This window comes from Dinoroseobacter shibae DFL 12 = DSM 16493 (assembly GCF_000018145.1).
Taxonomy (GTDB): Bacteria; Pseudomonadota; Alphaproteobacteria; order Rhodobacterales; family Rhodobacteraceae; genus Dinoroseobacter; species Dinoroseobacter shibae.
Genome location: NC_009952.1, coordinates 2114466 through 2135367 on the forward strand (window position 1 = coordinate 2114466; position 20902 = coordinate 2135367).

Here is a 20902-nt window from a genome sequence, read left to right on the forward strand (position 1 = left end):
TGGGGTGTCCAATACCAGTACGCTCCCTTCATGTGTCGGTCCCGGCTTACAGGTATCGCGCGACCAGCGCCTCCAGCCGTTCCTGCCCGCCCGAGACCGGCTGCGGATCAAGCCCGGTCTCCATCACATGGGCAAAGCAGTCCTCCAGCTTGCCACCGTTCAGCATCGCTTCCGCCGAGGGCGCGCGCCAGCCCGCATAGCGATCCTCGCGCCGCTGCTCCAACTCGCCATCCTCCAGCATCCGTGCCGCCGCCTTCAGCCCCGCGGCACAGACATCCATCGCCGCCACATGGGCCGCGATCAGGTCCGCCGGGTCCAGCGATTGCCGCCGCAGCTTGGAATCGAAATTGGTGCCCCCGGTATCGAAGCCGCCCGCGCGCAGGATCTCGTAATAGGCCAGCGCCACCTCGGGGATGTTGTTCGGGAACTGGTCGGTGTCCCAGCCCGACTGGTAATCGTTGCGGTTCATGTCGATGGAGCCCAGGATCCCGAACTCCCGCGCCAGCGCCAGCTCATGCTCGAAGGAATGCCCGGCCAGGATCGCATGGCCCTGCTCGATATTCATCTTCACCTCGTCCTGCAGGCCGAACTCCGACAGAAAGCTGAACACCGTGGCCACGTCGTAATCATATTGGTGCTTCGTGGGCTCCTGCGGTTTCGGCTCCAGCAGGATCGTGCCCTCGAACCCGATCTTGTGCTTGTAATCCACAACCATCTGCAGCATCCGGCCCGCCTGCTCCCGCTCGCGCCCCAGATCGGTGTTGAGCAGGGTCTCGTACCCCTCGCGCCCGCCCCACAGGACATAATTCGCGCCGCCCAGTTTGTGGGTCGCGTCCATGCAGGTCTTGATGGTGGCGGCGGCATAGGCGAACACATCCGGGTCCGGGTTCGTCGCCGCCCCAGCCATGTAGCGCCGGTGCGAGAACAGGTTCGCGGTGCCCCAGAGCAGCCGCTTGCCGCTCGCCTCCTGCTTCTGGCCCAGGTAGTCCACCATCGCTTCAAGGTTCGCGGTGGTCTCGGCGAAACTCGCGCCCTCGGGGCGGATATCGGCGTCGTGGAAGCAATAGAACGGCACGTTCAGGATGCGGAACATCTCGAACGCCGCATCGGCCTTGGCGCGGGCATGATCCAGGGTGTCGCCGAACCACGGGCGCTGGAAGGTCGGACCGCCGAACGGGTCGCCCCCTTCCCAAGCAAAGGAATGCCACCAGGCCACGGCGAAGCGCAGCTGATCCTCCATCCGCTTGCCCATGACCATCTCGTCGGGGTTGTAGTGCCGGAAGGCGAAGTCGCTGCGGGCCTCGGGGCCTTCATAGGTGACGGCGGGGATCCCCGCGAAAAAATCGCTCATCGGTCCAGTCCTTTCAGGGCGGTGTATGTGGCGCGGTAGGTGGCATGGGCCTCGCCGAAGGCGTCGGCAAGGGCCGGCACCGGATCGAGGCTCCGCGCGATGGGGGGCCGGGTGGCCAGCGCCGCCCCCTGCCCCGTCGCCGCCATCATGCCGAGCCGTGCCGCGCCGAACGCGCCGCCGTAATCGCCCGCTTGCGGCAGGTCGATGGGCAGGCCGATCAGCGTCGCGATCATCCGCACCCAGGTGTCAGACTTGGCCCCACCGCCCACGGCCACCAGCCGCTCCAGCCGCGTGCCCGTGGCCGCCAGCGCGTCGAAGCTGTCGCGGAAGGCAAAGGCCACGCCTTCGAGCACCGCGCGCGCCAGCGCATCACGGTCCGCGGCATGGTCGATGCGGGCAAACGCGCCGCGAATGGCCGCATCGTTATGGGGCGTCCGCTCGCCGCCCAGATAGGGCAGAAAGACCGGGCGCCCGGGCGCCTGCAGGGGGCCGAGCCCGCCCGTCAGCGTCGCTGCATCGGTCCCACAGGTCCGCGCGAACCAATTGAGCGCGTCCGTGGCCGCCAGGATCACCCCCATCTGATGCCAGGTCTCCGGCAGGGCATGGCAGAACGTGTGCACCGCCGTGGCCGGGTCCGGCGCATAGGCGTCGCAGGCCGCGAACAGCACACCCGAGGTGCCCAGCGAGACGAACCCGTCGCCCGCCCGCACCACGCCCATCCCGATGCCCGAGGCGGCGTTGTCGCCGCCCCCGCCTGCCACCGGCACGCCGCGCGGCAGACCCCAGGCATCGGCGAGACTGTCGCGCAGGGTGCCCGAGACCTCGGATCCCTCTACCAGCCGGGGCATGTGATCCCGGCTCAGCCCCGTGGCCGCCAGCAGCGGCGCGGACCAGTCCCGCGCGCCGGTGTCGAGCCAGGAGGTGCCGGCGGCATCGGACATCTCCGCCACCGCCTCCCCGGTCAGCCAGAGCCGCAGGTAATCCTTGGGCAGCAGCACCAGCGCCGTGCGATCGAACACGTCCGGCTCATGGGCGCGCACCCAGGCGAGCTTCGGCGCGGTGAAGCCGGGAAACACGATATTCCCCGTCACAGAGCGAAATGCCGGGTCGGCATCCAGTGCGGCCGCCTCCGCCGCCGCGCGCGTATCGTTCCACAGGATGCAGGGCCGCAGCACCTCGTGGGACGCATCGAGCAGCGTGGCCCCGTGCATCTGCCCCGAAAGGCCAATCGCCCGCACCCCCGACAGGTCCGCGCGGGCACCCAGCGCGGCCATCGCCGCCTCGGTCGCCGCCAGCCAGTCGCACGGCATCTGCTCCGACCAGCCGGGATGGGGGCGCGCGACCTCCAGCGGGGCGGTCGCCTCGGCCACCAGCGCCTGGTTTTCGTCGATCAGGACCGCCTTGAGCCCCGATGTCCCCAGATCCAGTCCCAGATACATCAGGCCACCGCCTTGGGGTTCTTGCCCAGAATGATCATCGACAGGATGTCGTCCTCCGTCACGTCCTCGACCCGTTCGGTCCCCACCAGCTTGCCGTTCTTCATCACCGACACCCGGTCGCACAGCTCCAGCATCTCGCGCGTGTCGTGGGAGATCAGGAAAATCCCCAGCCCCTGCGCCTTGAGCTCCTTGATCAGGTCCGCGACCATTTGCGTCTCGTGCACGCCCAGCGCCGCCGTCGGCTCGTCCATGATCAGGATCTGCGCGTTGAAATAGACCGCCCGCGCAATGGCAACGGATTGCCGCTGCCCGCCCGACAGGGCACTCACCGGCTCGCTCAGTTTCTGGAAGTTCGGGTTCAGCCGCGCCATGATCCTGCGCGTCTCCGCCTCCATCCGCGTGTCGTCCACAAAGCCGAGGCGCGTGGTCAACTCCCGCCCCAGAAACAGGTTCGAGGACGCATCGAGGTTGTCGGCCAGCGCCAGCGTCTGGTAGATCGTCTCGATATTGTAGCGCCGCGCATCCCTCGGGCTGTTGATCTCGGCCTTCTTGCCGTTGATCCGGATCTCGCCGCTATCCTTGCGGTACGCCCCCGCCAGGATCTTGATCAGCGTCGATTTTCCGGCCCCGTTATGGCCCAAAAGCCCCACGACCTCACCCGGGTAAAGGTCCAGCGACACGCCGTCCACCGCGCGAATCCCCCCGAAGGAGATCGAGATATCGTCCAGTTCCACCAGGGGGGTCATGACTTCGCTCCCATCCGCTTGCGATAGAGGATGTCGATCAGAACCGCGGCCACCAGAACCGTGCCCACGACGATGTTCTGCAGCGGCGCATCGACGCCGACCATGGCCATGCCCGATTGCAGCGACTGCATGATCAGCGCACCGAGGATCGCGCCATAGATCGTGCCGATACCGCCCGCCAGCGCCGTGCCCCCGATCACCGCCGCCGCGATCACGCGCAGCTCGTCGAGCGTGCCGATATCGTTGGAATGGTTTGTCAGCCGCGCCGAGGCCACGATGGCCGAAATCGCACAGAGCGCCCCCATCAACGCGAATACCTTCACCGTCAGCATCCGCGTGTTGATCCCCGACAACTCGGCCGCGTCCGGGTTGCCGCCAGTGGCGAAGATGTAGCGCCCGAACCGGGTCTTCTTGGCGATCACCGTCATCGCCACCGCCACCGCGATCAGCAGCAGCACGGAATAGGGAATGCCGTAAACCTCGGTATAGCCCTCGGGCATCACCTCGCCGCGCGCCTCGAAGAGCCGCCGCAGCCGCGCCGTGGGCACCTCGTAGCTGTTCAGGATCGCCACGAACCCGAGGATCGCGACCGACACCACCCCCATCACCGTCAGTTCCGCCCAGACGGGCTTGACCGGCGCGTCATGGGCGATCTTGTTCTTGCGCCCCGACCACAGCGCCCAGCAGGCCGCGACCACCGCGACGAGACCCACGATCCAGCTCAGGGTCGCGCCCAGCGTCCCGTTGATGCCGCCAAGGGTCATGAAGGTCGGATCGAGCGGCCCGATGGTCTGCCCGTTTGTCATGTACCAGGCCACGTTGCGCCACACGAGCAGACCGCCCAGGGTCACGATGAAGGCCGGGATCATCAGATACCCCACCAGGTAGCCCTGGAACGCCCCGATCACCGTGCCCGTGACCAGGCCCACCAGCATCGCGATCCACGGGATCGCCGGATGGCCCAACTCCAGCCCGAAGACCTGCGGCAGGATCGCGGTCTGGGTCATCGCCATGGCCGCCGAACAGGTGGCCAGCAACGCCCCCACCGCCAGGTCGATATGCCGCGTGACGATGATGAACACCATGCCCGTGGCCATGATCGCCACGCTCACGGTCTGGATCGACAGGTTGAAGATGTTCCGCGCCGTCAGGAACCGCCCGTCTGTCAGCAGGTTGAAGACCAGGCACACCAGAACGAAGGCCCCGATCATGCCCAGAAGGCGGGTATCCAACTCCAGGGTCTGCAGGAAACTGCGCTTGGCCCGGCTGGGCAGGCGGCTCTCGGTCGGGGATGCATCGGACATGGGTCAAGTCCCTCCTGATCCCGCGCGCACTGGCGCAGGCGCAAATCTGGCGCGGATCGTCGGTGAACGGCAATGGCCCCGGCACGCCGCGCGCGCCGGGACCGGATCGTCAGGCGATCAGTTGCAGGGCGCCGGACCGTCGGTCACGCCCTGGCACAGGGTCTCTTGCGTGATCCACTGGGCATCGACCACCGCGGTAAGGTTGTCGGCGGTCACCGGCACCGGCGCCAGGAACCGGGCGGTCAACTCCGTCCCCCCGGGGGAGGTCCAGGAGGTCGCACCCTCGATATCCGCCATCGCGGTGCCGTTCGCCATGGCCACGGCGATCTCACCCGCGGCCCGGCCCAGATCCCGCGCGTCCTTCCACACGGACACGGTCTGGGTGCCCTTGGCCACCCGGTTCAGCGCGGCATGATCACCGTCCTGGCCCGAGACCGGGATCCCTTCCATGCCCTGGGCGGTCAGGGCCGCGACCACGCCACCCGCGGTCCCGTCGTTGGAGGCCACGACCGCGTCCACCTGGTTGTCCTGGGCGGTCAGGATCTGCTCCATGTTCCGCTGGGCGTTCGCCGGCAGCCAGCCATCGGTATAGGCCTCGCCCACGATGGTGATCTTGCCTGCGTCAATGGCATCCTGCAGGATCTCCTGCTGCCCGCCGCGCAGGAAGTCCGCGTTCGGGTCCGTGGGCGAGCCCTTGATCATCACGTAATTGCCCTCGGGGGCCTGCTCCAGCACGGCGCGGGCCTGCATCCGGCCCACTTCCACGTTGTCGAAGGTCAGGTAGAAGGCCCGCGGATCCTCGATCAGGCGGTCATAGCCAACCACCGGGATCCCCTCGTCGGCCGCGGCCTGCACGGCTGGGCCGATGGCCTGGCTGTCTTGGGCCAGAATAATCAGGGCATCGACACCCTGCGCAATCAGGCTCTCCACATCCGACAGCTGCTTGGCCGAGGACGACTGCGCGTCCGCCGAAACATAAGTGGCGCCGGCGGCTTCGAGCGCGGCCTTGATGGCGGCCTCGTCGGTCTTCCAACGCTCTTCCTGAAAATTCGACCAGCTGACACCGACCGTGACATCGGCATAGGCCGATGTGGTGACACCGGCCGCGACGATGGCGGCCGCGAGAATTGCTTTACGCATGTAGTCCTCCCAAATGTAGGCGCCTGAACCCAGGCTCCGGGGTCATTCGACCCTCACCCCCTCAGTGATGCAAAGTTTAATTCGGTTGTCAAAATAAATTTGACAGGTGGCGAAATTATATGCGTCATATTCCGGGAAAACCTGCCTTACACCGCCGCTTGAGGGAAAGATGCGCGGGTTTCTATGGGCTATAAAGTTCAGGGGATGAATTAATGCCAGAGGATGCCGCGACGCGCGACACTCCCGGATGCGGGCCCATGCTGCCCGATTCGGGCCGCAATGCAAAACCCCTGCGTCAGGCGGTATTCGAGCATGTGCGCGCCGCCGGGCACGCGCCGCGAATGGACATCGCCCGCGCCCTCGGCATCTCGCCCGGTTCGGTCACCACGCTGACCTCGGACCTGATCGAGGCGGGGTTTCTCACCGAAATCGCCGCCCCCGCCCGCGAGACCGGGCGCGGTCGCCCGCCCGTGGCCCTCGCCGTGGTGCCCGCGGCCCGCTACGTGCTTGGCCTGCGCCTGTCGGACGAGATGCACACGGTCAGCCTGTCGGATTTTTCCGGCACCGAACTGGCCACCGCCCACCGCGCGAGCCAGCCGGGGCGCTATGCGGTCGAGGCGCTGCTGACCGAGATGGCCACCCTGATCGACGAGGTGTTGGCGGCAGCCGCCCTGCCCCGCGACCGGGTGGCGGCGCTCGGCGTCGGTCTGCCGGGGGCCGTCCATCACGAAACCGGCCGCGTCGCCTGGTCGCCGATCCTCGCCGGGCAGGATCATGCCCTCCAGGCGATCATCGAAGACCGCTTCGGCCTGCCCGCGCATCTGGAGAATGACGCCAATGTCCTGACGCTGGCCGAGCTGTGGTTCGGTGCGGGCCGCGCGATGCAGGACTTCGCCGTGGTCACGATCGAACAAGGGGTCGGCATGGGGCTGGTGCTGAACAACCGGTTGTTTCGCGGCGCACAGGGGCTCGGGCTGGAGCTGGGGCACACCAAGGTGCAGCTCGACGGGGCGCTCTGCCGCTGTGGGCAGCGCGGCTGCCTGGAGGCGTATCTGGCCGACTACGCGCTGGTGCGCGAGGCCTCCACCGCGCTCGACCGCGACCCCCGCTCGGCCCAGACCGCCGCCGCCATGCTGGAGAGCCTGTTCGATCAGGCCAAGGCCGGCAACGGCGCGGCCAAGGCGATCTTTCAGCGCGCCGGGCGCTTCCTGTCGCTGGGACTGGCCAATGTGGTGCAGCTTTTCGATCCGGAACTCATCATTCTGAGCGGCGCGCGGATGCGCTACGACTACCTTTATGCCGAAGAGGTGCTCGCCGAGATGCAACGCATGACCCTGCACCCCGCCACCCCGCGCAGCCGGGTCGAGATCCACGCCTGGGGCGACCAGGTCTGGGCGCGCGGGGCGACGGCGCTGGCGCTGTCGGCGGTCACGGACGCGCTCATGGGGGAGAGATGAGAGCCATTGCGCTGCTGGCCTGCCTTGCGGGCCCGGCTCAGTCCGAAATCCGGTTCGAGGATCTGTCGGGCACCCTGCCGCCCCATGTCTATTCCGGCGGGTGGGAGCATTTCGTCGGCGGCGGTCTTGCCGTGCTGGATTGCGACGGCGACGGGTTGCCGGAGCTGTTCGCCGCGGGCGGCGAGGCCCCGGCGATCCTGCTGCGCAACCGCGGCGGCATGCGGTTCGCGCCCGGTCTGTTGCCAAAGATCATCGGCGTGACCGGGGCCTATCCGCTCGACATCGACGGGGACGGATGGCGCGATCTCTTCGTGCTGCGGGTGGGGCCGAACCTGGTGCTGCGCGGCGGGCCGGACTGCGCCTTCACCGAGGCCACCGCGGAGTTGGGGATCGACCCCGGCGACGCCTGGTCCACCGCCTTCACCGCCTGGGTCGCGCCAGGCGACGAGCGCCCGACACTTTTCGTGGCCAACTATGTCGACCGCGACGACCCCGACGGGCCGTTCGAGGCCTGTGACGACCATCAAGTTCTGCGCCCCGGCCAGGCGGGCGGGTTTCGCAGCGACAGTTTCGGGCCGGGCTTCTGCACCCTCTCGGCCCTGGCGGCGCGGGATGCGCGCGGGCGGATGACCCTGCGGCTGTCCAATGACCGGCATTACTACGTGCGCGGCGGGTACGAGCAGATGTTCGACCTGGCCGAGCGGCGGTTTCTGGGCCCGGAGGATGGCTGGCCGCAGGTGGCGCTCTGGGGCATGGGGATCGCCAGCCGGGATCTGACCGGCGACGGGCGCGACGAGGTGATGCTGACCTCCATGGGCGACCAGCTGATGCAGATCGCACAGGCCGACGGGACCTATGCCGCCGCCCCTTTCGCCATCGGCACCTATGCCCAGCGGCCCCACACGGGCGAGGATGGACGCCCCTCCACCGGCTGGCATGCGGAGTTCGGGGATGTGGACAATGACGGACGCGCGGATTTGTTTCTGGCCAAGGGCAACGTGGACCAGATGCCTGGGCTGGCGATGCAGGACCCCAACAACCTTCTGCACCAGCGCGCGGACGGGCGGTTCGAGGAGGTCTCGGTCGCCGCGGGGGTGGCCACCACGGCGCGGTCGCGGGGCGCGGCCCTGGCGGATCTGGACGGCGACGGGCGGCTCGACCTCGTGGTGGTGAACCGGCGCGCGCCGATGGAGCTCTATCGCAATGTTTCGCAGCAAACGGGCCGCTGGCTGGCGGTGGACCTGTCAGCGCTCGGGCTGGCGGAGATCGGCGCACAGGTGACGGTGATCACGAACGCGGGCGCGCAGGTGCAGCAGCGCCTGATCGGGGGCGGTCATGCAGGCGGCAGTGCGGCGCCGCTGCATTTCGGGCTGGGCGAAGCGACGCAGGCGCAGGTCGAGCTGCGCGATGCCGCCGACCGGGTGATCTGGCAGGGCGAGAGCGCTGCGGACCGGGTGCTGCGCGTGGAGCCCTGAGCGCGCGGCGGACGGGGCCAAGCGGCTTCGAAGCCGCTTGGGGCGCGGTTGGCCCAGCTGTCGCCCCGCCCGGAGCGGTGGGACGGCGGCACGGAGCGTGACGAGGGCGCAGGGGCTCGGGGCGCCGCGGGGAGCCCAAGCGGCTTCGAAGCCGCTTGCCCGGGGGCGGGCGTTGCGCGGGCGGCCCGGATTAACGGACCGGGACCGGAGATGCCCTCCACCGCCGACAAATTTTTTCGCGAAATCGTGGCGGATCAAGAGCTTCCAGAGATTTGTTTCGCGCGCGAAACATTACGGTTTTTGAATAGGTTACCGCGCGGTGCTGATACGAAATCTCAAGCAATTCGTGGCCGGGCGCTCACACAACCGTGTCTCGCGCGCAGGCGCCGCGCGGTCGCCAGACCCTGTCGGTGTGTTACGTTCGACAGAAGAGACGATTGGCCGTTCAGAGACAGGAGAGACTTGGATGACTGGGAGTTTTCTTACGCGCCGCACCCTTCTGAGCACGGGTCTGGCCACCGGGACCGCCGCGGCCCTCGGCGGGCTGAGCGTGCCCGCCCGGGCGGCGGGACTTGCGCCGACGCCGACCATGCGCGGCGGAGCCAACAATTACCGCCCCGGCGCGCCGATCGTGGAGCGCATTGGGGGCGGCGGGTTCTGGATGACCGGGACCGTGCGGCGGGCGGGCGACGGCGCGCCCTTGCCCGGCCGGCGCATCCAGATGTGGGCCCATACCACCGAAGGCCATGAGCGCGATCCCGAGAGCCATGGCGCGACCCTGACCGATGCCAACGGAATGTTCCGGCTGGAGATGCCACAGATCGTGCCCGCCTTCGGCCAGCCGCACGGGCATCTTGTCTATGACGCGGACCATGACACGGGCCATGGCGGGGGTGGGTTCAAGACCGTGTTCCTGCGCCCGATCATGGGCAGCGCCGAGGACACGACGCTGGATGTGGCCTTCGTGCTGGAGCCGGTCTGAGCCGATGCGCGGGCTTGCGGCCTGGGCGGCCGTGGGGCTGGGGATCGCGGTGCCGGTGGTTTTGGCCGCGGGCAGTCCCCTTCTGGCCTGGCGGGAGCCGGTCTATATCGCGGCGGGGTTCGCGGGAATTTTCGCGCTTGGCCGGATGTTGCTGCAACCGCTGCTGGCGGCGGGGCTGCTGCCCTTGGTGCCGAGGGCGCTGGGGCGGCGGGTGCATGTCTGGACCGGCAGCGCGCTGGTGGCGCTGGTACTGCTGCATGTGGGCGGCCTTTGGATCACCAGCCCGCCCGACGTTGTGGATGCGCTGCTTCTGGTGTCGCCCACGCCGTTCTCTGCCTGGGGTGTCGTGGCGATGTGGGCGGTGTTCGGGGCGGCAGGGCTGGCGGTGCTGCCGCGCCGGATGGGGCCGCGGGTCTGGCGCAGGGCCCATACGGCGGCGGTGGTGCTGGCCGTGATTGGCACAGCGGTGCATGCGGTGCAGATCGAGGGCGTGATGGAGCCGGTGACACGTGCGCTGCTCTGCGCGGGGGTGCTGGGGGCGACCGGCTGGGCGGTCTGGACACTGCGGGCCTGGGCGCCGCGACGACGGGCGTGAGTGCGCCGGGACAAGCGGCTTCGAAGCCGCTTGGGGCGCGGGTGGCCTTGGGTGCGCGCAGTTCCGGGGCGACGAGACGGTGGCGCGCGGCGGGACGGAGCAGGATGTCGCGCCGGGGCCGCGGGGGCAAGCGGCTTCGAAGCCGCTTGGGCGCGGGTGGCAATTGATGTGCTCAGGGCCGGGCGACGGGAAGGCCGCTGGGCACGGCGGCGGGGATGCCGAGGCGGCCCTTGAGCGCGCCCGGGTCTTCGAGAGCGCCGAGAAAGGCCATGAGGTCGGCGATCTCCGCCTCTGACAAGACCGGGCCTTCGATTGTCCGCGCGGACGTGATCTCGGCCTGCTGCGCCGGGTCCGTCATGACGCGGAAATCGGAAACGGCGAGGTCGGGCAGCACTGTCCCTTTCGGATCGAACCGCCCTGCCCCGCCATCGGCCCGGATATGGTGGCGCAGGAACGCCCCGAGATCCCGGTGCGCGCCCGCATGGCCGTAGGGCGCGGTGCGGGTGATATTGCGCAGGGAGGGGGTGCGGAAGGCATAGGCATCCGCCGCCCGCCCGGTCACGCGCATCCGGCCCTCGTCGCGGGCGTGGGTTTCGAACCGTGCAGACTTGCCCGGCCCGATCTGCGGCGCCGCCATGGCGTGAAACCCGTGGTCGGTCTGGAATTTTCCCGCGTGGCAGGCCGCACAGCCAGCGGTACCGTAAAACAGCGCCATGCCGCGCCCCTGGGCCGCGTCCAGCCCCTGGCCCGTGCGCAGGTAGGCGTCGAACGGGCTGGTGTCGGAGCGGAACTCGAAGGCCATGAAGGCGGCGATGGCGTTGGAGATGTCGGTGAAGGCGATCTGGTCGGGCGCGGATATCTGCGGGTAGACCCGCGCGAATGCCTTCCCATAGGCGGGGATCGCCGCCACCCGGCGGGAGATCAGGTCCCAGGCGCCGCCCGGCCCGGTGAGGCGGCCCTGGCGCACGGCGGTGGAGATCTCGTTCTCGCCATAGTGGCCGGCCATCTCGTCGGCGCTGAGCACCGGGAACATGGTTTGCGCCGACAGGAGCGATGCGAAGCCCGCGACCATGTCGGCGTCGAGCGGGGTGCGCAACCCACCGGGGCGATCCGGGTCGGTCTCGATCCGGCCGTCGTGGAAGAGCACCGTGAACTCGTGGGCGCCGAGGTTGAAGAGTGCGGGCGCGTTGCGGGGGATGCGTTGTTCGGGCGGGTTGTCGGGATCGGCGCGGCGGGCGGGGCCGAGGCCGGTGCCGCCATCGCCGATGCCCAGTGACAGCCCGTCGGAGGTCCCGAAGGCCGGGTGGTGGCAGGTGGCGCAGGAGACCTCGCGGTTGCCCGACAGGATCGGGTCGTAGAAGAGCAGCTGACCGAGGCGCGCCTCGGCGCCGTCCACCGGGGCGTAGTCGGCATCGGTGACCGGGTCGGGCAGCGGCAGCGCCTCGGCGCGCGCGAGCGGGGCCAGCAGCACGAGCACCAAGGCCGCGATGCACGCGGTGCGGACCGGTCTGCGATGGGTTATCTGCATGGTGCCTCCTCTCCTCTCGGGCGAACCGTGCCGCAGGGGCGGGGCGGAGGCAAGAGCGGCGGTCAGACCGGGTTCTGGGCGCCTGCGAAGAACATCAGGTTGCCCTCGGGGTCATAGATCGGACGGATGCGCAAGCGGTTGACGAAGGCCGAGCCGTCCTTGCGGTAATTCAGGATGTCGATGGTGAAGCGGGTTTCGGCCTTCAGGCCCTGGCGGATCGCCTCGACCGCATGGGGGTTGGTGTCGGGCCCCTGCAGGAAACGGCAGTTGCGGCCCAGCACCTCTTCGAGGGTGTAGCCGGTCTGGACCAGGAAGGCGTCGCTGACATAGATCATCGGGTTGTCGGGCTGCGACGGGTCGGAGAAGACGACGCTCATCTCGGCCTCGTCCTCGTCCAGAAGGGCGCGGAGGTCTGCGATGTCTTGCGGTGTGTCGGGCATGGGCGTGTTCCGTATCAGGTCGCGATAATGTCTGCGCATCAAACATATAGCGCGCATGCGATGGGTCCAAGCGGTGCGGTCGATGGGTCGCGGAGGCGGACTGCGCCGGGCCAGGCCGCTGGGTCGCATTGCACCGCGCTTAGCCCTGCGCATGCCGCGGCAGATCCACCCGGGGCACGCGCTTGTCCGCCGATCCTGCGGGATCCGCCCGGGCCAAGCCGCTTGCAAGCGGCTTAAGCGCGTTGCAACGCGCTTGGTCCCGGCGCGACCGGCGGCCCTGTCAGTCAGGAGGGGGCGCCGAGTGCCTCCAGATCGGCGCGGGAGCGGCACTGTTTGCCCAGGACACGCAGGATCGCGGCCAGCTCGGGTTCTTGCACATGCGCGACAGCCTCCTTGGCGGAGACCCACCTGCGGGTGCGCTCGTCCTGTTCCTTCCAGCACTCTTCCAGCCGGTCGACGATCAGCGGATAGACCGTCACCTTGCACAGGCAGGACTCGGTCTCCGACAGGACCTTGCGGTAATGGTAATGCCCAAGCGGCGTGGTGAGCACCTGGCCCACGACCCCTGCCTCCTCCTGCGCCTCGATCGCAGCAGCCTCGGGGAAGGACAGGTCGGTCATCGGCCACCCCTTGGGGATGATCCAGCGCCGGGTCGTGCGCGAGGTGATCAGCAGCACCCGCAGCTTGCCGTCCTTCCAGCGTATCGGCAGGGCGGCGACCTGCAGCCGGGCCTCCTGGGGCGTCTTGGCCATGAAATCCATGTTCCTCAAATCGCGATGAAAAAAACATTTTCATGGGGTGGGTACAACAAAATTCGTTGCATATCGTGGCGATTGCCAACAATGCTAGGGCCAGATTTGGGGGGAGGCAGGAATCGTGGCACACGCGGTCTCTGGCACTGGGTGCGAAAATCGGCGCAGCGTGCCGCGACGACTGAAGAAGTCGGAACGGCAACGCCGCATCCTGCTGGAGCTGAAGTTGCATCCGCATGTGCGGGTCAGCGACCTCGCCCGGCGCTTCGATGTATCTACCGAAACCCTGCGCCGCGATCTCGACAGCCTGAGCCACGAGGGGCTGATCAGCCGCGCCTATGGCGGGGCCTCGGTGCCGACGCGGGGCACATATCCGGACCTGACCGAGCGCTCCGGCGCCCGCGCGGCCGAGCGGGCCCGCATCGCGCAGGCCGCGGCGGCCCTGGTCCATCCCGGCGAGACCCTGATGATCGACAGCGGCGCGACCATGATCGAGGTGGCGCGCGCGCTGGCCTGGCGTGGCACGCCCTGCACGGTAATCACCAACAGCCTGCCGGTGGCGATGACCCTCGGCGAGGGCGCGGCGGAGGTGATCCTGGCGCCCGGCGCCTACCAGGCAGCGGAATCTGCGGTCACCGGCACGGACACGGTCGCCTTCCTCAACGGCTTCCGCGTGGATCGCTGCATGATCGGCGCGGCCGGGCTGACCGGCGAGGGGCCGTTCGAGACCGTGCGCGGGTTCACGGCGGTGAAACGGGCGATGCTGTCACGGAGCTGTCACACACATCTGGTGTTGGATAGCGGCAAGTTCGGGCGGACCGGACTGAACCATGTGGGGGCACTGGATATGCTGTCCTCGGTGGTCGTGGAGACGCGACCCCCGGCGGATCTGGCCAGTGCGCTGCACCGGGCCGGGGTCGATGTGCTGATCGCGGACTGAACCACAAGATACTGATACTTCGGGGAGAAACCAAATGAACATCACAACCAAACTGCTGACCGGCGTTTCGATGGCGGCGATGCTGACACTGGGCGGGGCCGCATCGGCCCAGGATTGCCCACGCGGCGATCTGGACGAGCGTTTCTGCGACGTGGATGGCGACTTGGTCGCCGATATCCCGACCGATCCGTCGGAACTGGTCGATCCCGACACGCTGATCTTCGCCTACACGCCGGTGGAGGACCCGGCGGTCTATGCCGAAGCCTGGTCGGACTTCATCGACCATCTGTCGGAGGTCACGGGCAAGGACGTGGTGTTCTTCCCCGTCCAGAGCAACGCCGCCCAGATCGAGGCGATGCGCTCGGGCCGACTGCACGTGGCGGGGTTCAACACCGGGTCGAACCCGTTGGCGGTCAACTGCGCGGGCTTCCGGCCCTTCGCGCTGATGGCGGCGACAGATGGCAGCTTCGGCTACGAGATGGAGATCATCACCTATCCCGGCTCCGGCATCGAGACGATCGAGGACATCAAGGGCGGGCAGCTGGCCTTCACCTCGCCCACGTCGAATTCCGGCTTCAAGGCGCCCTCGGCGATCCTGAAGGCGGAGTATGGCATGGAAGCCGAAAAGGATTTCGAGCCCGTGTTCTCGGGCAAACACGACAATTCGATCCTCGGGGTGGCCAACAAGGACTATCCGGCGGCGGCTATCGCAAACTCGGTGCTGCACCGGATGACCGAGCGCGAGGTCGTGAGCGAGGACCAGATCGTGTCGATCTACACTTCGCAGACCTTCCCGACCACGGGGTATGGCACCGCCCATAACCTGACGCCGGAGTTGCAGGACCAGATCCGCGATGCCTTCATCAACTTCGAGTGGGAAGGCACGTCGCTGGAAGAGGAATTCTCGAAATCCAACGAGGGCCAGTTTTTGCCGATGAACTACAAGGAGTTCTGGGCGGTGATCCGGCAGATCGACGAGGCCAACGGCGTTTCCTACGCGTGCGAATGATCTGAAACCATGGCGCGTGGCGGGCCGGTCGGTCCGCCACGCCCTTTTTTGCGGGGTGGGACATGCTGCGTCTCGAGAAGCTGACCAAGACCTACAAGACCGGGGACAAGGCCCTGACGGAGATCGACCTGGAGGTGCCATCGGGGCAGGTCCTGGCGCTGATCGGGCCGTCGGGGGCGGGCAAGTCCACCATGATCCGCTGCATCAACCGTCTGGTGCCGCCCACGAGCGGGGCGGTGTGGCTGGACGATGTGAATATCACCGCGCTGGGGTCGGGCGGCTTGCGCCGGGCGCGGCGCGAGATGGGCATGATTTTCCAGGAATACGCGCTGGTCGAGCGGCTGACGGTGATGGAGAACGTGTTGTCGGGGCGGTTGGGCTTTGTCGGGTTCTGGCGGTCCTTCCTGCGGCGCTATCCCCAGTCGGATGTGGACGAGGCGTTTCGCCTTCTGGACCGGGTTGGGCTGTTGCACATGGCCGACAAGCGGGCGGACGAGTTGTCCGGCGGCCAACGGCAGCGCGTGGGCATTTGCCGGGCGCTGATCCAGAACCCCAAGCTGCTGTTGGTGGATGAGCCGACCGCATCGCTGGACCCCAAGACCTCCCGCCAGATCATGCGGCTGATCACCGAGCTGTGCGCCGAGCGCGGGTTGGCGGCGATCATCAACATCCACGACGTGGCACTGGCGCAGATGTTCGTGCCGCGCGTGGTGGGTCTGCGCTTTGGCGAGATAGTCTATGACGGGGGGCCCACGGGGCTGACACCAGACAAGCTGACCGAGATTTACGGCGAGGAGGATTGGGAGGCCACCATCGAGAAGGTGGAGGACGAGGACGCGCCCGTGGAGGCCGCCGAATGACAGCCCGGCTGGAGGATATGGTCGGCACGCCCTGGCGCAAGCCGCCTTTCGTGCGCAGCGCGGCACTGCGCTGGACCCTGATCGTGGGCACCATCGCCTATCTGATTGCCGCCTTCGCCACCATCGAGGTCGATTGGGGCCGGGTCTATATCGGGCTGGAGCGGGGCTGGCAGTTCATCCTGGGCTTTGCCAATCCGGATTTCACCTCGCGTGGCAAGGATATCTGGGAGGGGCTGCTGGAGAGCATCGTGATGACGGTGGCGGCCTCGGTGGTGGGGATCGCGATCTCGATCCCCATCGCGCTGGGGGCGGCGCGCAACATCGCGCCACTGCCGGTCTACCTGGTGTGTCGGGCGATCATCGCCGTGAGCCGGGCGTTGCAGGAAATCATCGTCGCGATCCTGCTGGTCGCGATCTTCGGCTTCGGGCCACTGGCGGGGTTCCTGACCCTGTCCTTCGCGACCATCGGGTTTCTGTCGAAGCTTCTGGCTGAAGACATCGAATCCATGGACCGGGTGCAGGCCGAGGCGATCAAGGCCTCGGGCGCGAGCTGGATGCAGTGGATCAACTACGGCGTGCAACCCCAAGTGATGCCACGCCTCATCGGTCTGAGCATGTACCGGATCGACATCAATTTCCGCGAGAGCGCGATCCTTGGGCTCGTGGGTGCGGGCGGGATCGGGGCGACTTTGAACACCGCCTTCGACCGCTATGAATACAACACGGCGGCGGCGATATTGCTGCTGATCATCGGGATCGTGATGGCGCTGGAATACCTCTCCGGCATCATCCGGGCGCGGGTGCAATAATGCCGGTTCTGGACAAGGCAGGGACGCAGGTCTGGCATCGCCGGACCCGCAACGAAAGTCTGGTACGCTGGTTCGGCTGGCTGCTGGGGGTGGCGGTGTTCGTGGTCTGCTGGCAGCGGATCTCGGACGCGACCACGTGGTTCTTCGTCTGGGACGCGCCGCGGATCGCCGACGATATCTGGACCCGGGCCACCCCGCCGCGGTGGGAATACATCACCCAGCTGGGGCGGCCGATCTGGGACACGATCAACATCGCCACGCTGGGCACGATCATCGCACTCTTTCTCGCGGTGCCGGTGGCGTTCCTGGCGGCGCGCAACACGACGCCCTCGGCGCTGATCATCCGGCCCATCGCACTTTTGATCATAGTGTCGACCCGGTCGATCAACTCGCTGATCTGGGCGCTTCTGCTGATCGCGATCATCGGGCCGGGGGTGCTGGCCGGTGTGGTCGCCATCGCGATCCGGTCCATCGGGTTCTGCGCCAAGCTGCTTTACGAGGCGATCGAGGAGATCGACATCAAGCAGGTCGAGGCGATCACCGCCACGGGCGCCTCGCGCTGGCAGGTCATGGCCTACGGGATCGTGCCGCAGATCATGCCCGCCTTCGCCGGGATCGCGGTGTTCCGCTGGGACATCAACATCCGCGAATCCACGGTGCTGGGGCTTGTGGGCGCGGGGGGCATCGGGCTGCAGCTGTCATCCTCGCTCAACGTGCTGGCTTGGCCGCAGGTGAGCTTGATCCTGCTGGTGATCCTGGCGGCTGTCGTGATCAGCGAATGGGTCTCGGCCAAGGTGCGGGGCGCAATCATTTGACCCTGATGACGCTGGACCATGCGTTCGACGCCTACGAGGCGGCGCGCCCCCGCCTGCCCCGGGCCATCGCACCGCACGGGACACCCGAGGCGCTGGAGAGCCTCGCGCCGCTGGCCGACCGGTTCGACGCCTTCCTTCTGGATGCGTTCGGGGTGCTGAATATCGGCGAGACGGCGATCCCCGGCGCGGTGGGGCGGGTTGCGGACCTGCAGGCGGCGGGCAAGCGGGTGCTGATCGTGTCCAATGCCGCCAGCGTGCCCCATGCCGCCCTGATGGAGAAATACGCGAAGCTGGGTTTTCGGTTCGCGCCCGAGGACGTGATCACCAGCCGCCGGACGCTGGCCCATCACATGGCGGGCGGGGCGGCGGCGTGCTGGGGCGTGATGACGCCCGAGGGCATCGCGCTGGACGATCTCGGCCCCGGGGAGATCACGGTGCTGGGCGACGACCCCGCGCCCTATGCGGCGGTGGACGGGTTCCTCCTGGTGGGCAGCGCGGGCTGGAGTGCGGCGCGGCAAGCGTTGCTGGAGGGTGCCCTGCGTGCCCGGCCGCGGCCCGTTCTGGTGGCCAATCCGGACATCGTGGCTCCGCGGGAGACGGGGCTGACCGCGGAGCCGGGGCATTTCGCCCATCAACTCGCCGACCGGACGGGTGTCAGCCCGCAGTTTTTCGGCAAGCCCTTCGCCAACATTTATGACCTGGCCTTCGCGCGGCTGGGGGATGTGGACCGGAGCCGGGTGGTGATGGTGGGTGACAGCCTGCACACCGACATCCTGGGTGCACAGACCGCACGGGTGCGCTCGGCCCTGATCACGGGCTACGGGTTCCTGGCGGGGCGGGACGCGGGGGCCATGATCGCGCGGTCCGGCATAATACCTGATTTTGTTGTGGCAAGCCCCTGAAAAAGCGCACATAACCACGGAAACCGCCCGCAGATGGCGGAGAGACGGACACCAACTGCAAAACGGGAGAAGACCCATGAAATATACCATTTCCACCATCGCAACGCTGGCGGTGCTCGGCTCGGCGCAGAGCGCGCTGGCACAGACCGAGATCGAGTTCTGGCATGCCTTCACCGGGCGTCTGGGCGAGCTTGTGGCCGAGCAGGTCGACACGTTCAACGCCAGCCAGGACGAGTTCGTGGTCGTCCAGAGCCACAAGGGCAACTATTCCGAGACCCTGAATGCCGGGATCGCGGCCTTCCGCGCGGGTGAGCAGCCCCATATCCTGATGGTGTTCGAAGTGGGCACCGCCACCATGATGGCTGCACAGGGGGCGATCCGGCCGGTGTTCGAGGTGATGGGCGACGGGTTCGACCAGTCGAAATACATCGGCTCGGTGAAGGGCTACTATACCTCGACCGACGGCAACATGCTGTCACTGCCCTATAACTCGTCCACGCCGGTTCTGTGGGTGAACCGTGACATGCTGTCGGAGGCCGGGATCGACCCGGACACGGATCTGTCAACCTGGGAGCAGGTCGGCGAGGTTCTGGACCAGCTGGCCGCGGCGGGCGTCGAGTGCCCGATGACCACCGCCTGGCAGAGCTGGATCCACCTGGAAAACTTCTCGGCCTATCATGACGTGCCGTTTGCGACCCAGGAGAACGGGTTTGCCGGGGCCGACACGGAGCTGGCCTTCAACAGCCCCGCACAGGTCGCGCATATCTCGGCCATGGGCAAATGGGCCGAAGAGGGCAAGTTCATCTATGCCGGCCGGCGCAACGAGGGCGGGGCCAATTTCCGCGCGGGCGAATGCGCGCTCTTCACCGAATCCTCCGCCGGGTATGCCGGGATCAATGCGGAGGCCGAGTTCGAATTCGAAGTGCGGCCCCTGCCCTATTGGACGGCGGTGGCGGACGACCCGCAGAACACCATCATCGGGGGCGCGTCGCTCTGGGTGATGGAGGGGCACGAGGCTGAGGAGTATGCGGGCGTCGCCGCCTTCATGGATTTCCTGTCCAGCCCCGAGATCCAGGCCAAGTGGCACCAGGATACCGGGTACCTGCCGATCACGACCGAGGCCGGGGAGTTGACCCGCGCGCAGGGCTTCTACGAGGCGAACCCGGGCACGGACATCGCGGTGATCCAGATGACCGCCAAGGAGCCGACCGCCAATTCCAAGGGTCTTCGCCTGGGGTCGTTCGACCAGATCCGCGGGATCATCGACGAAGAGCTTGAAGCCGTGTGGTCCGGTGACAAGGACGCGCAGGCCGCGCTGGACTCCGCCGTGGAGCGGGGCAATGCCCTGCTGCGCCGGTTCGAGCAGGCGAGCCGCTAACGACACCGCGCGCACCCGGATCGGGGCGTGCGAGAAGGTGACATGGGGGCGGGCATGGCGGTGCCCGTCCCTTTCGACGCCGAGGGGGGCACATGGAAAAGCGCGTGACGTTCAAGGGCTTGTGGCTGCCACTGTTACTGGTGGCACCGCAGATCGTGATCACGGCCCTGTTCTTCTTCTATCCAGCCGGACAGGCGATCTGGCAGTCGCTGTTCATCCCGGACCCTTTCGGGCTGTCGATGCAATGGGTGGGCCTTGGGAATTTCGAGTTCCTGTTCAGCGACCCCTTCTACCGCGCGTCCTTCGTGACCACGGCGGTCTTCTCGATCCTGGTGACAGTGGTATCGATGGGCGTCGCACTCTATCTCGCGCTGCTGGCGGACCGGCTGATCAAGGGGTCCGGGACGTACCGGACGCTGCTGATCTGGCCCTATGCGGTGGCCCCGGCGGTGGCGGGGGTGCTGTGGCTGTTCATGTTCAACACGCGGGTGGGCGTGGTGACCTGGTACCTGGGTCAGTTGGGCTACGACTGGAACCATGTTCTCAACGAGGAAGAGGCCATGGGGCTGGTGGTCGTGGCCAGCGCTTGGGGGCGGATCAGCTACAACTTTCTGTTTTTCCTCGCCGGGCTGCAAGCGATCCCGAAATCGGTGATCGAGGCGGCGGCGATCGACGGGGCGCGGTTCTGGACCCGGTTCCGGACGATCGTCTTTCCGCTCCTGTCGCCGGTGACGTTTTTCCTGCTGGTGGTGAACATTATCTACGCCTTCTTCGAGACCTTTGGGGTGATCCACACGATCACCAGCGGCGGGCCGCAGCAGGCGACGACGATCCTGGTTTACAAGGTCTATTCCGACGGGTTCGTGGGGCAGGATCTGGGCTCCTCAGCGGCGCAGTCGGTGGTGTTGCTGGTGCTGGTGTCGATCCTGACGGTGATCCAGTTCAAATACGTGGAACGGAAGGTGCATTACTGATGGCGG

Annotated in this window: 20 protein-coding genes; 12 read left to right on the top strand and 8 right to left on the bottom strand. The window is 67.4% G+C overall.

All coding sequences use genetic code 11. The features are described 5' to 3' along the window. Nucleotides 1-46: 46 nt before the first annotated feature. The 5 genes from xylA to xylF all read right to left on the bottom strand — a co-directional run bounded on the left by xylA (nt 47) and on the right by xylF (nt 5980). Nucleotides 47-1351 carry a xylose isomerase gene (gene xylA, locus DSHI_RS10175; RefSeq protein WP_012178666.1) on the bottom strand — a complete coding sequence of 435 codons (1305 nt, stop codon included), beginning with the start codon at nt 1349-1351 and terminating at the stop codon, nt 47-49. Then, on the bottom strand, nt 1348-2790 hold the full coding sequence (xylB, locus tag DSHI_RS10180) for a xylulokinase (RefSeq protein WP_012178667.1): 1443 nt from the start codon (nt 2788-2790) through the stop codon (nt 1348-1350). Before xylB ends, xylA begins: the two co-directional genes overlap by 4 nt. Next, on the bottom strand, nt 2790-3536 hold the full coding sequence (locus tag DSHI_RS10185) for an ATP-binding cassette domain-containing protein (protein WP_012178668.1): 747 nt from the start codon (nt 3534-3536) through the stop codon (nt 2790-2792). Before DSHI_RS10185 ends, xylB begins: the two co-directional genes overlap by 1 nt. Further along, complete coding sequence (locus tag DSHI_RS10190) at nt 3533-4840, bottom strand: sugar ABC transporter permease (RefSeq protein WP_012178669.1); 1308 nt, start codon at nt 4838-4840, stop codon at nt 3533-3535. Before DSHI_RS10190 ends, DSHI_RS10185 begins: the two co-directional genes overlap by 4 nt. A 117-nt stretch (nt 4841-4957) precedes the next feature. Further along, entirely contained in the window at nt 4958-5980 is a 1023-nt protein-coding gene (gene xylF, locus DSHI_RS10195; protein WP_012178670.1) for a D-xylose ABC transporter substrate-binding protein, read from the bottom strand. Nucleotides 5981-6237: 257 nt separating this feature from the next. Between xylF and DSHI_RS10200 the strand changes: the two genes are divergently transcribed. The 4 genes from DSHI_RS10200 to DSHI_RS10215 all read left to right on the top strand — a co-directional run bounded on the left by DSHI_RS10200 (nt 6238) and on the right by DSHI_RS10215 (nt 10489). Then, nucleotides 6238-7437, top strand: a complete 1200-nt coding sequence (locus DSHI_RS10200) for an ROK family transcriptional regulator (RefSeq protein WP_245532995.1) — start codon at nt 6238-6240, stop codon at nt 7435-7437. After that, a complete protein-coding gene (locus DSHI_RS10205) occupies nt 7434-8912 on the top strand; it encodes an FG-GAP repeat domain-containing protein (protein ID WP_012178672.1) in 1479 nt (492 codons plus the stop codon). Before DSHI_RS10200 ends, DSHI_RS10205 begins: the two co-directional genes overlap by 4 nt. 466 nt (nt 8913-9378) lie before the next feature. Next, complete coding sequence (locus DSHI_RS10210) at nt 9379-9894, top strand: peptidase associated/transthyretin-like domain-containing protein (protein WP_012178673.1); 516 nt, start codon at nt 9379-9381, stop codon at nt 9892-9894. Further along, nucleotides 9866-10489 (top strand): ferric reductase-like transmembrane domain-containing protein, encoded by a 624-nt coding sequence (locus tag DSHI_RS10215; RefSeq protein WP_012178674.1) that lies wholly within the window; start codon nt 9866-9868, stop codon nt 10487-10489. Before DSHI_RS10210 ends, DSHI_RS10215 begins: the two co-directional genes overlap by 29 nt. A 172-nt stretch (nt 10490-10661) precedes the next feature. Here the strand turns inward: DSHI_RS10215 and DSHI_RS10220 are convergent, their stop codons facing one another. The 3 genes from DSHI_RS10220 to DSHI_RS10230 form a co-directional block, all read right to left on the bottom strand. Next, nucleotides 10662-12017 (bottom strand): cytochrome-c peroxidase, encoded by a 1356-nt coding sequence (locus DSHI_RS10220; RefSeq protein WP_012178675.1) that lies wholly within the window; start codon nt 12015-12017, stop codon nt 10662-10664. A 62-nt stretch (nt 12018-12079) separates the two neighbouring features. Continuing rightward, a complete protein-coding gene (locus tag DSHI_RS10225) occupies nt 12080-12457 on the bottom strand; it encodes a PAS sensor domain-containing protein (RefSeq protein WP_044027762.1) in 378 nt (125 codons plus the stop codon). A gap of 284 nt (nt 12458-12741) precedes the next feature. Continuing rightward, nucleotides 12742-13209, bottom strand: coding sequence for an NUDIX hydrolase (locus tag DSHI_RS10230; RefSeq protein WP_012178677.1), 468 nt, complete (start codon nt 13207-13209; stop codon nt 12742-12744). A gap of 169 nt (nt 13210-13378) precedes the next feature. Between DSHI_RS10230 and DSHI_RS10235 the strand changes: the two genes are divergently transcribed. From DSHI_RS10235 to ugpA, 8 genes are all read left to right on the top strand, one after another. Next, nucleotides 13379-14149 (top strand): DeoR/GlpR family DNA-binding transcription regulator, encoded by a 771-nt coding sequence (locus tag DSHI_RS10235; protein WP_044027764.1) that lies wholly within the window; start codon nt 13379-13381, stop codon nt 14147-14149. A 34-nt stretch (nt 14150-14183) separates the two neighbouring features. Next, entirely contained in the window at nt 14184-15158 is a 975-nt protein-coding gene (gene phnD / locus DSHI_RS10240; protein ID WP_012178679.1) for a phosphate/phosphite/phosphonate ABC transporter substrate-binding protein, read from the top strand. Nucleotides 15159-15220: 62 nt separating this feature from the next. Then, nucleotides 15221-16018 carry a phosphonate ABC transporter ATP-binding protein gene (gene phnC, locus DSHI_RS10245; RefSeq protein ID WP_012178680.1) on the top strand — a complete coding sequence of 266 codons (798 nt, stop codon included), beginning with the start codon at nt 15221-15223 and terminating at the stop codon, nt 16016-16018. Continuing rightward, nucleotides 16015-16827, top strand: a complete 813-nt coding sequence (gene phnE, locus DSHI_RS10250; protein ID WP_012178681.1) for a phosphonate ABC transporter, permease protein PhnE — start codon at nt 16015-16017, stop codon at nt 16825-16827. Before phnC ends, phnE (DSHI_RS10250) begins: the two co-directional genes overlap by 4 nt. Then, nucleotides 16827-17642 (top strand): phosphonate ABC transporter, permease protein PhnE, encoded by an 816-nt coding sequence (phnE, locus tag DSHI_RS10255; protein WP_012178682.1) that lies wholly within the window; start codon nt 16827-16829, stop codon nt 17640-17642. Before phnE (DSHI_RS10250) ends, phnE (DSHI_RS10255) begins: the two co-directional genes overlap by 1 nt. Next, nucleotides 17639-18544, top strand: a complete 906-nt coding sequence (locus DSHI_RS10260) for an HAD-IIA family hydrolase (protein WP_012178683.1) — start codon at nt 17639-17641, stop codon at nt 18542-18544. Before phnE (DSHI_RS10255) ends, DSHI_RS10260 begins: the two co-directional genes overlap by 4 nt. A 76-nt stretch (nt 18545-18620) precedes the next feature. Further along, entirely contained in the window at nt 18621-19922 is a 1302-nt protein-coding gene (ugpB, locus tag DSHI_RS10265; RefSeq protein WP_012178684.1) for a sn-glycerol-3-phosphate ABC transporter substrate-binding protein UgpB, read from the top strand. Between the two features lie 92 nt (nt 19923-20014). Next, nucleotides 20015-20896: a sn-glycerol-3-phosphate ABC transporter permease UgpA gene (gene ugpA, locus DSHI_RS10270; protein WP_012178685.1), complete on the top strand. Its 882-nt coding sequence runs from the start codon at nt 20015-20017 to the stop codon at nt 20894-20896. Nucleotides 20897-20902: the final 6 nt, after the last annotated feature.

Excerpts from the sequence above, each read along its gene's own strand:
- xylA (WP_012178666.1), bottom strand. The coding sequence starts at position 1,351 with ATGAGCGATTTTTTCGCGGGGATCCCCGCCGTCACCTATGAAGGCCCC.
- ugpA (WP_012178685.1), top strand. The coding sequence starts at position 20,015 with ATGGAAAAGCGCGTGACGTTCAAGGGCTTGTGGCTGCCACTGTTACTG.
- DSHI_RS10230 (WP_012178677.1), bottom strand. The coding sequence starts at position 13,209 with ATGGCCAAGACGCCCCAGGAGGCCCGGCTGCAGGTCGCCGCCCTGCCG.
- DSHI_RS10190 (WP_012178669.1), bottom strand. The coding sequence starts at position 4,840 with ATGTCCGATGCATCCCCGACCGAGAGCCGCCTGCCCAGCCGGGCCAAG.
- xylB (WP_012178667.1), bottom strand. The coding sequence starts at position 2,790 with ATGTATCTGGGACTGGATCTGGGGACATCGGGGCTCAAGGCGGTCCTG.
- DSHI_RS10185 (WP_012178668.1), bottom strand. The coding sequence starts at position 3,536 with ATGACCCCCCTGGTGGAACTGGACGATATCTCGATCTCCTTCGGGGGG.
- phnE (WP_012178681.1), top strand. The coding sequence starts at position 16,015 with ATGACAGCCCGGCTGGAGGATATGGTCGGCACGCCCTGGCGCAAGCCG.
- phnE (WP_012178682.1), top strand. The coding sequence starts at position 16,827 with ATGCCGGTTCTGGACAAGGCAGGGACGCAGGTCTGGCATCGCCGGACC.
- DSHI_RS10215 (WP_012178674.1), top strand. The coding sequence starts at position 9,866 with ATGTGGCCTTCGTGCTGGAGCCGGTCTGAGCCGATGCGCGGGCTTGCG.
- DSHI_RS10220 (WP_012178675.1), bottom strand. The coding sequence starts at position 12,017 with ATGCAGATAACCCATCGCAGACCGGTCCGCACCGCGTGCATCGCGGCC.
- phnD (WP_012178679.1), top strand. The coding sequence starts at position 14,184 with ATGAACATCACAACCAAACTGCTGACCGGCGTTTCGATGGCGGCGATG.
- xylF (WP_012178670.1), bottom strand. The coding sequence starts at position 5,980 with ATGCGTAAAGCAATTCTCGCGGCCGCCATCGTCGCGGCCGGTGTCACC.
- phnC (WP_012178680.1), top strand. The coding sequence starts at position 15,221 with ATGCTGCGTCTCGAGAAGCTGACCAAGACCTACAAGACCGGGGACAAG.
- ugpB (WP_012178684.1), top strand. The coding sequence starts at position 18,621 with ATGAAATATACCATTTCCACCATCGCAACGCTGGCGGTGCTCGGCTCG.
- DSHI_RS10225 (WP_044027762.1), bottom strand. The coding sequence starts at position 12,457 with ATGCCCGACACACCGCAAGACATCGCAGACCTCCGCGCCCTTCTGGAC.
- DSHI_RS10210 (WP_012178673.1), top strand. The coding sequence starts at position 9,379 with ATGACTGGGAGTTTTCTTACGCGCCGCACCCTTCTGAGCACGGGTCTG.
- DSHI_RS10200 (WP_245532995.1), top strand. The coding sequence starts at position 6,238 with ATGCTGCCCGATTCGGGCCGCAATGCAAAACCCCTGCGTCAGGCGGTA.
- DSHI_RS10205 (WP_012178672.1), top strand. The coding sequence starts at position 7,434 with ATGAGAGCCATTGCGCTGCTGGCCTGCCTTGCGGGCCCGGCTCAGTCC.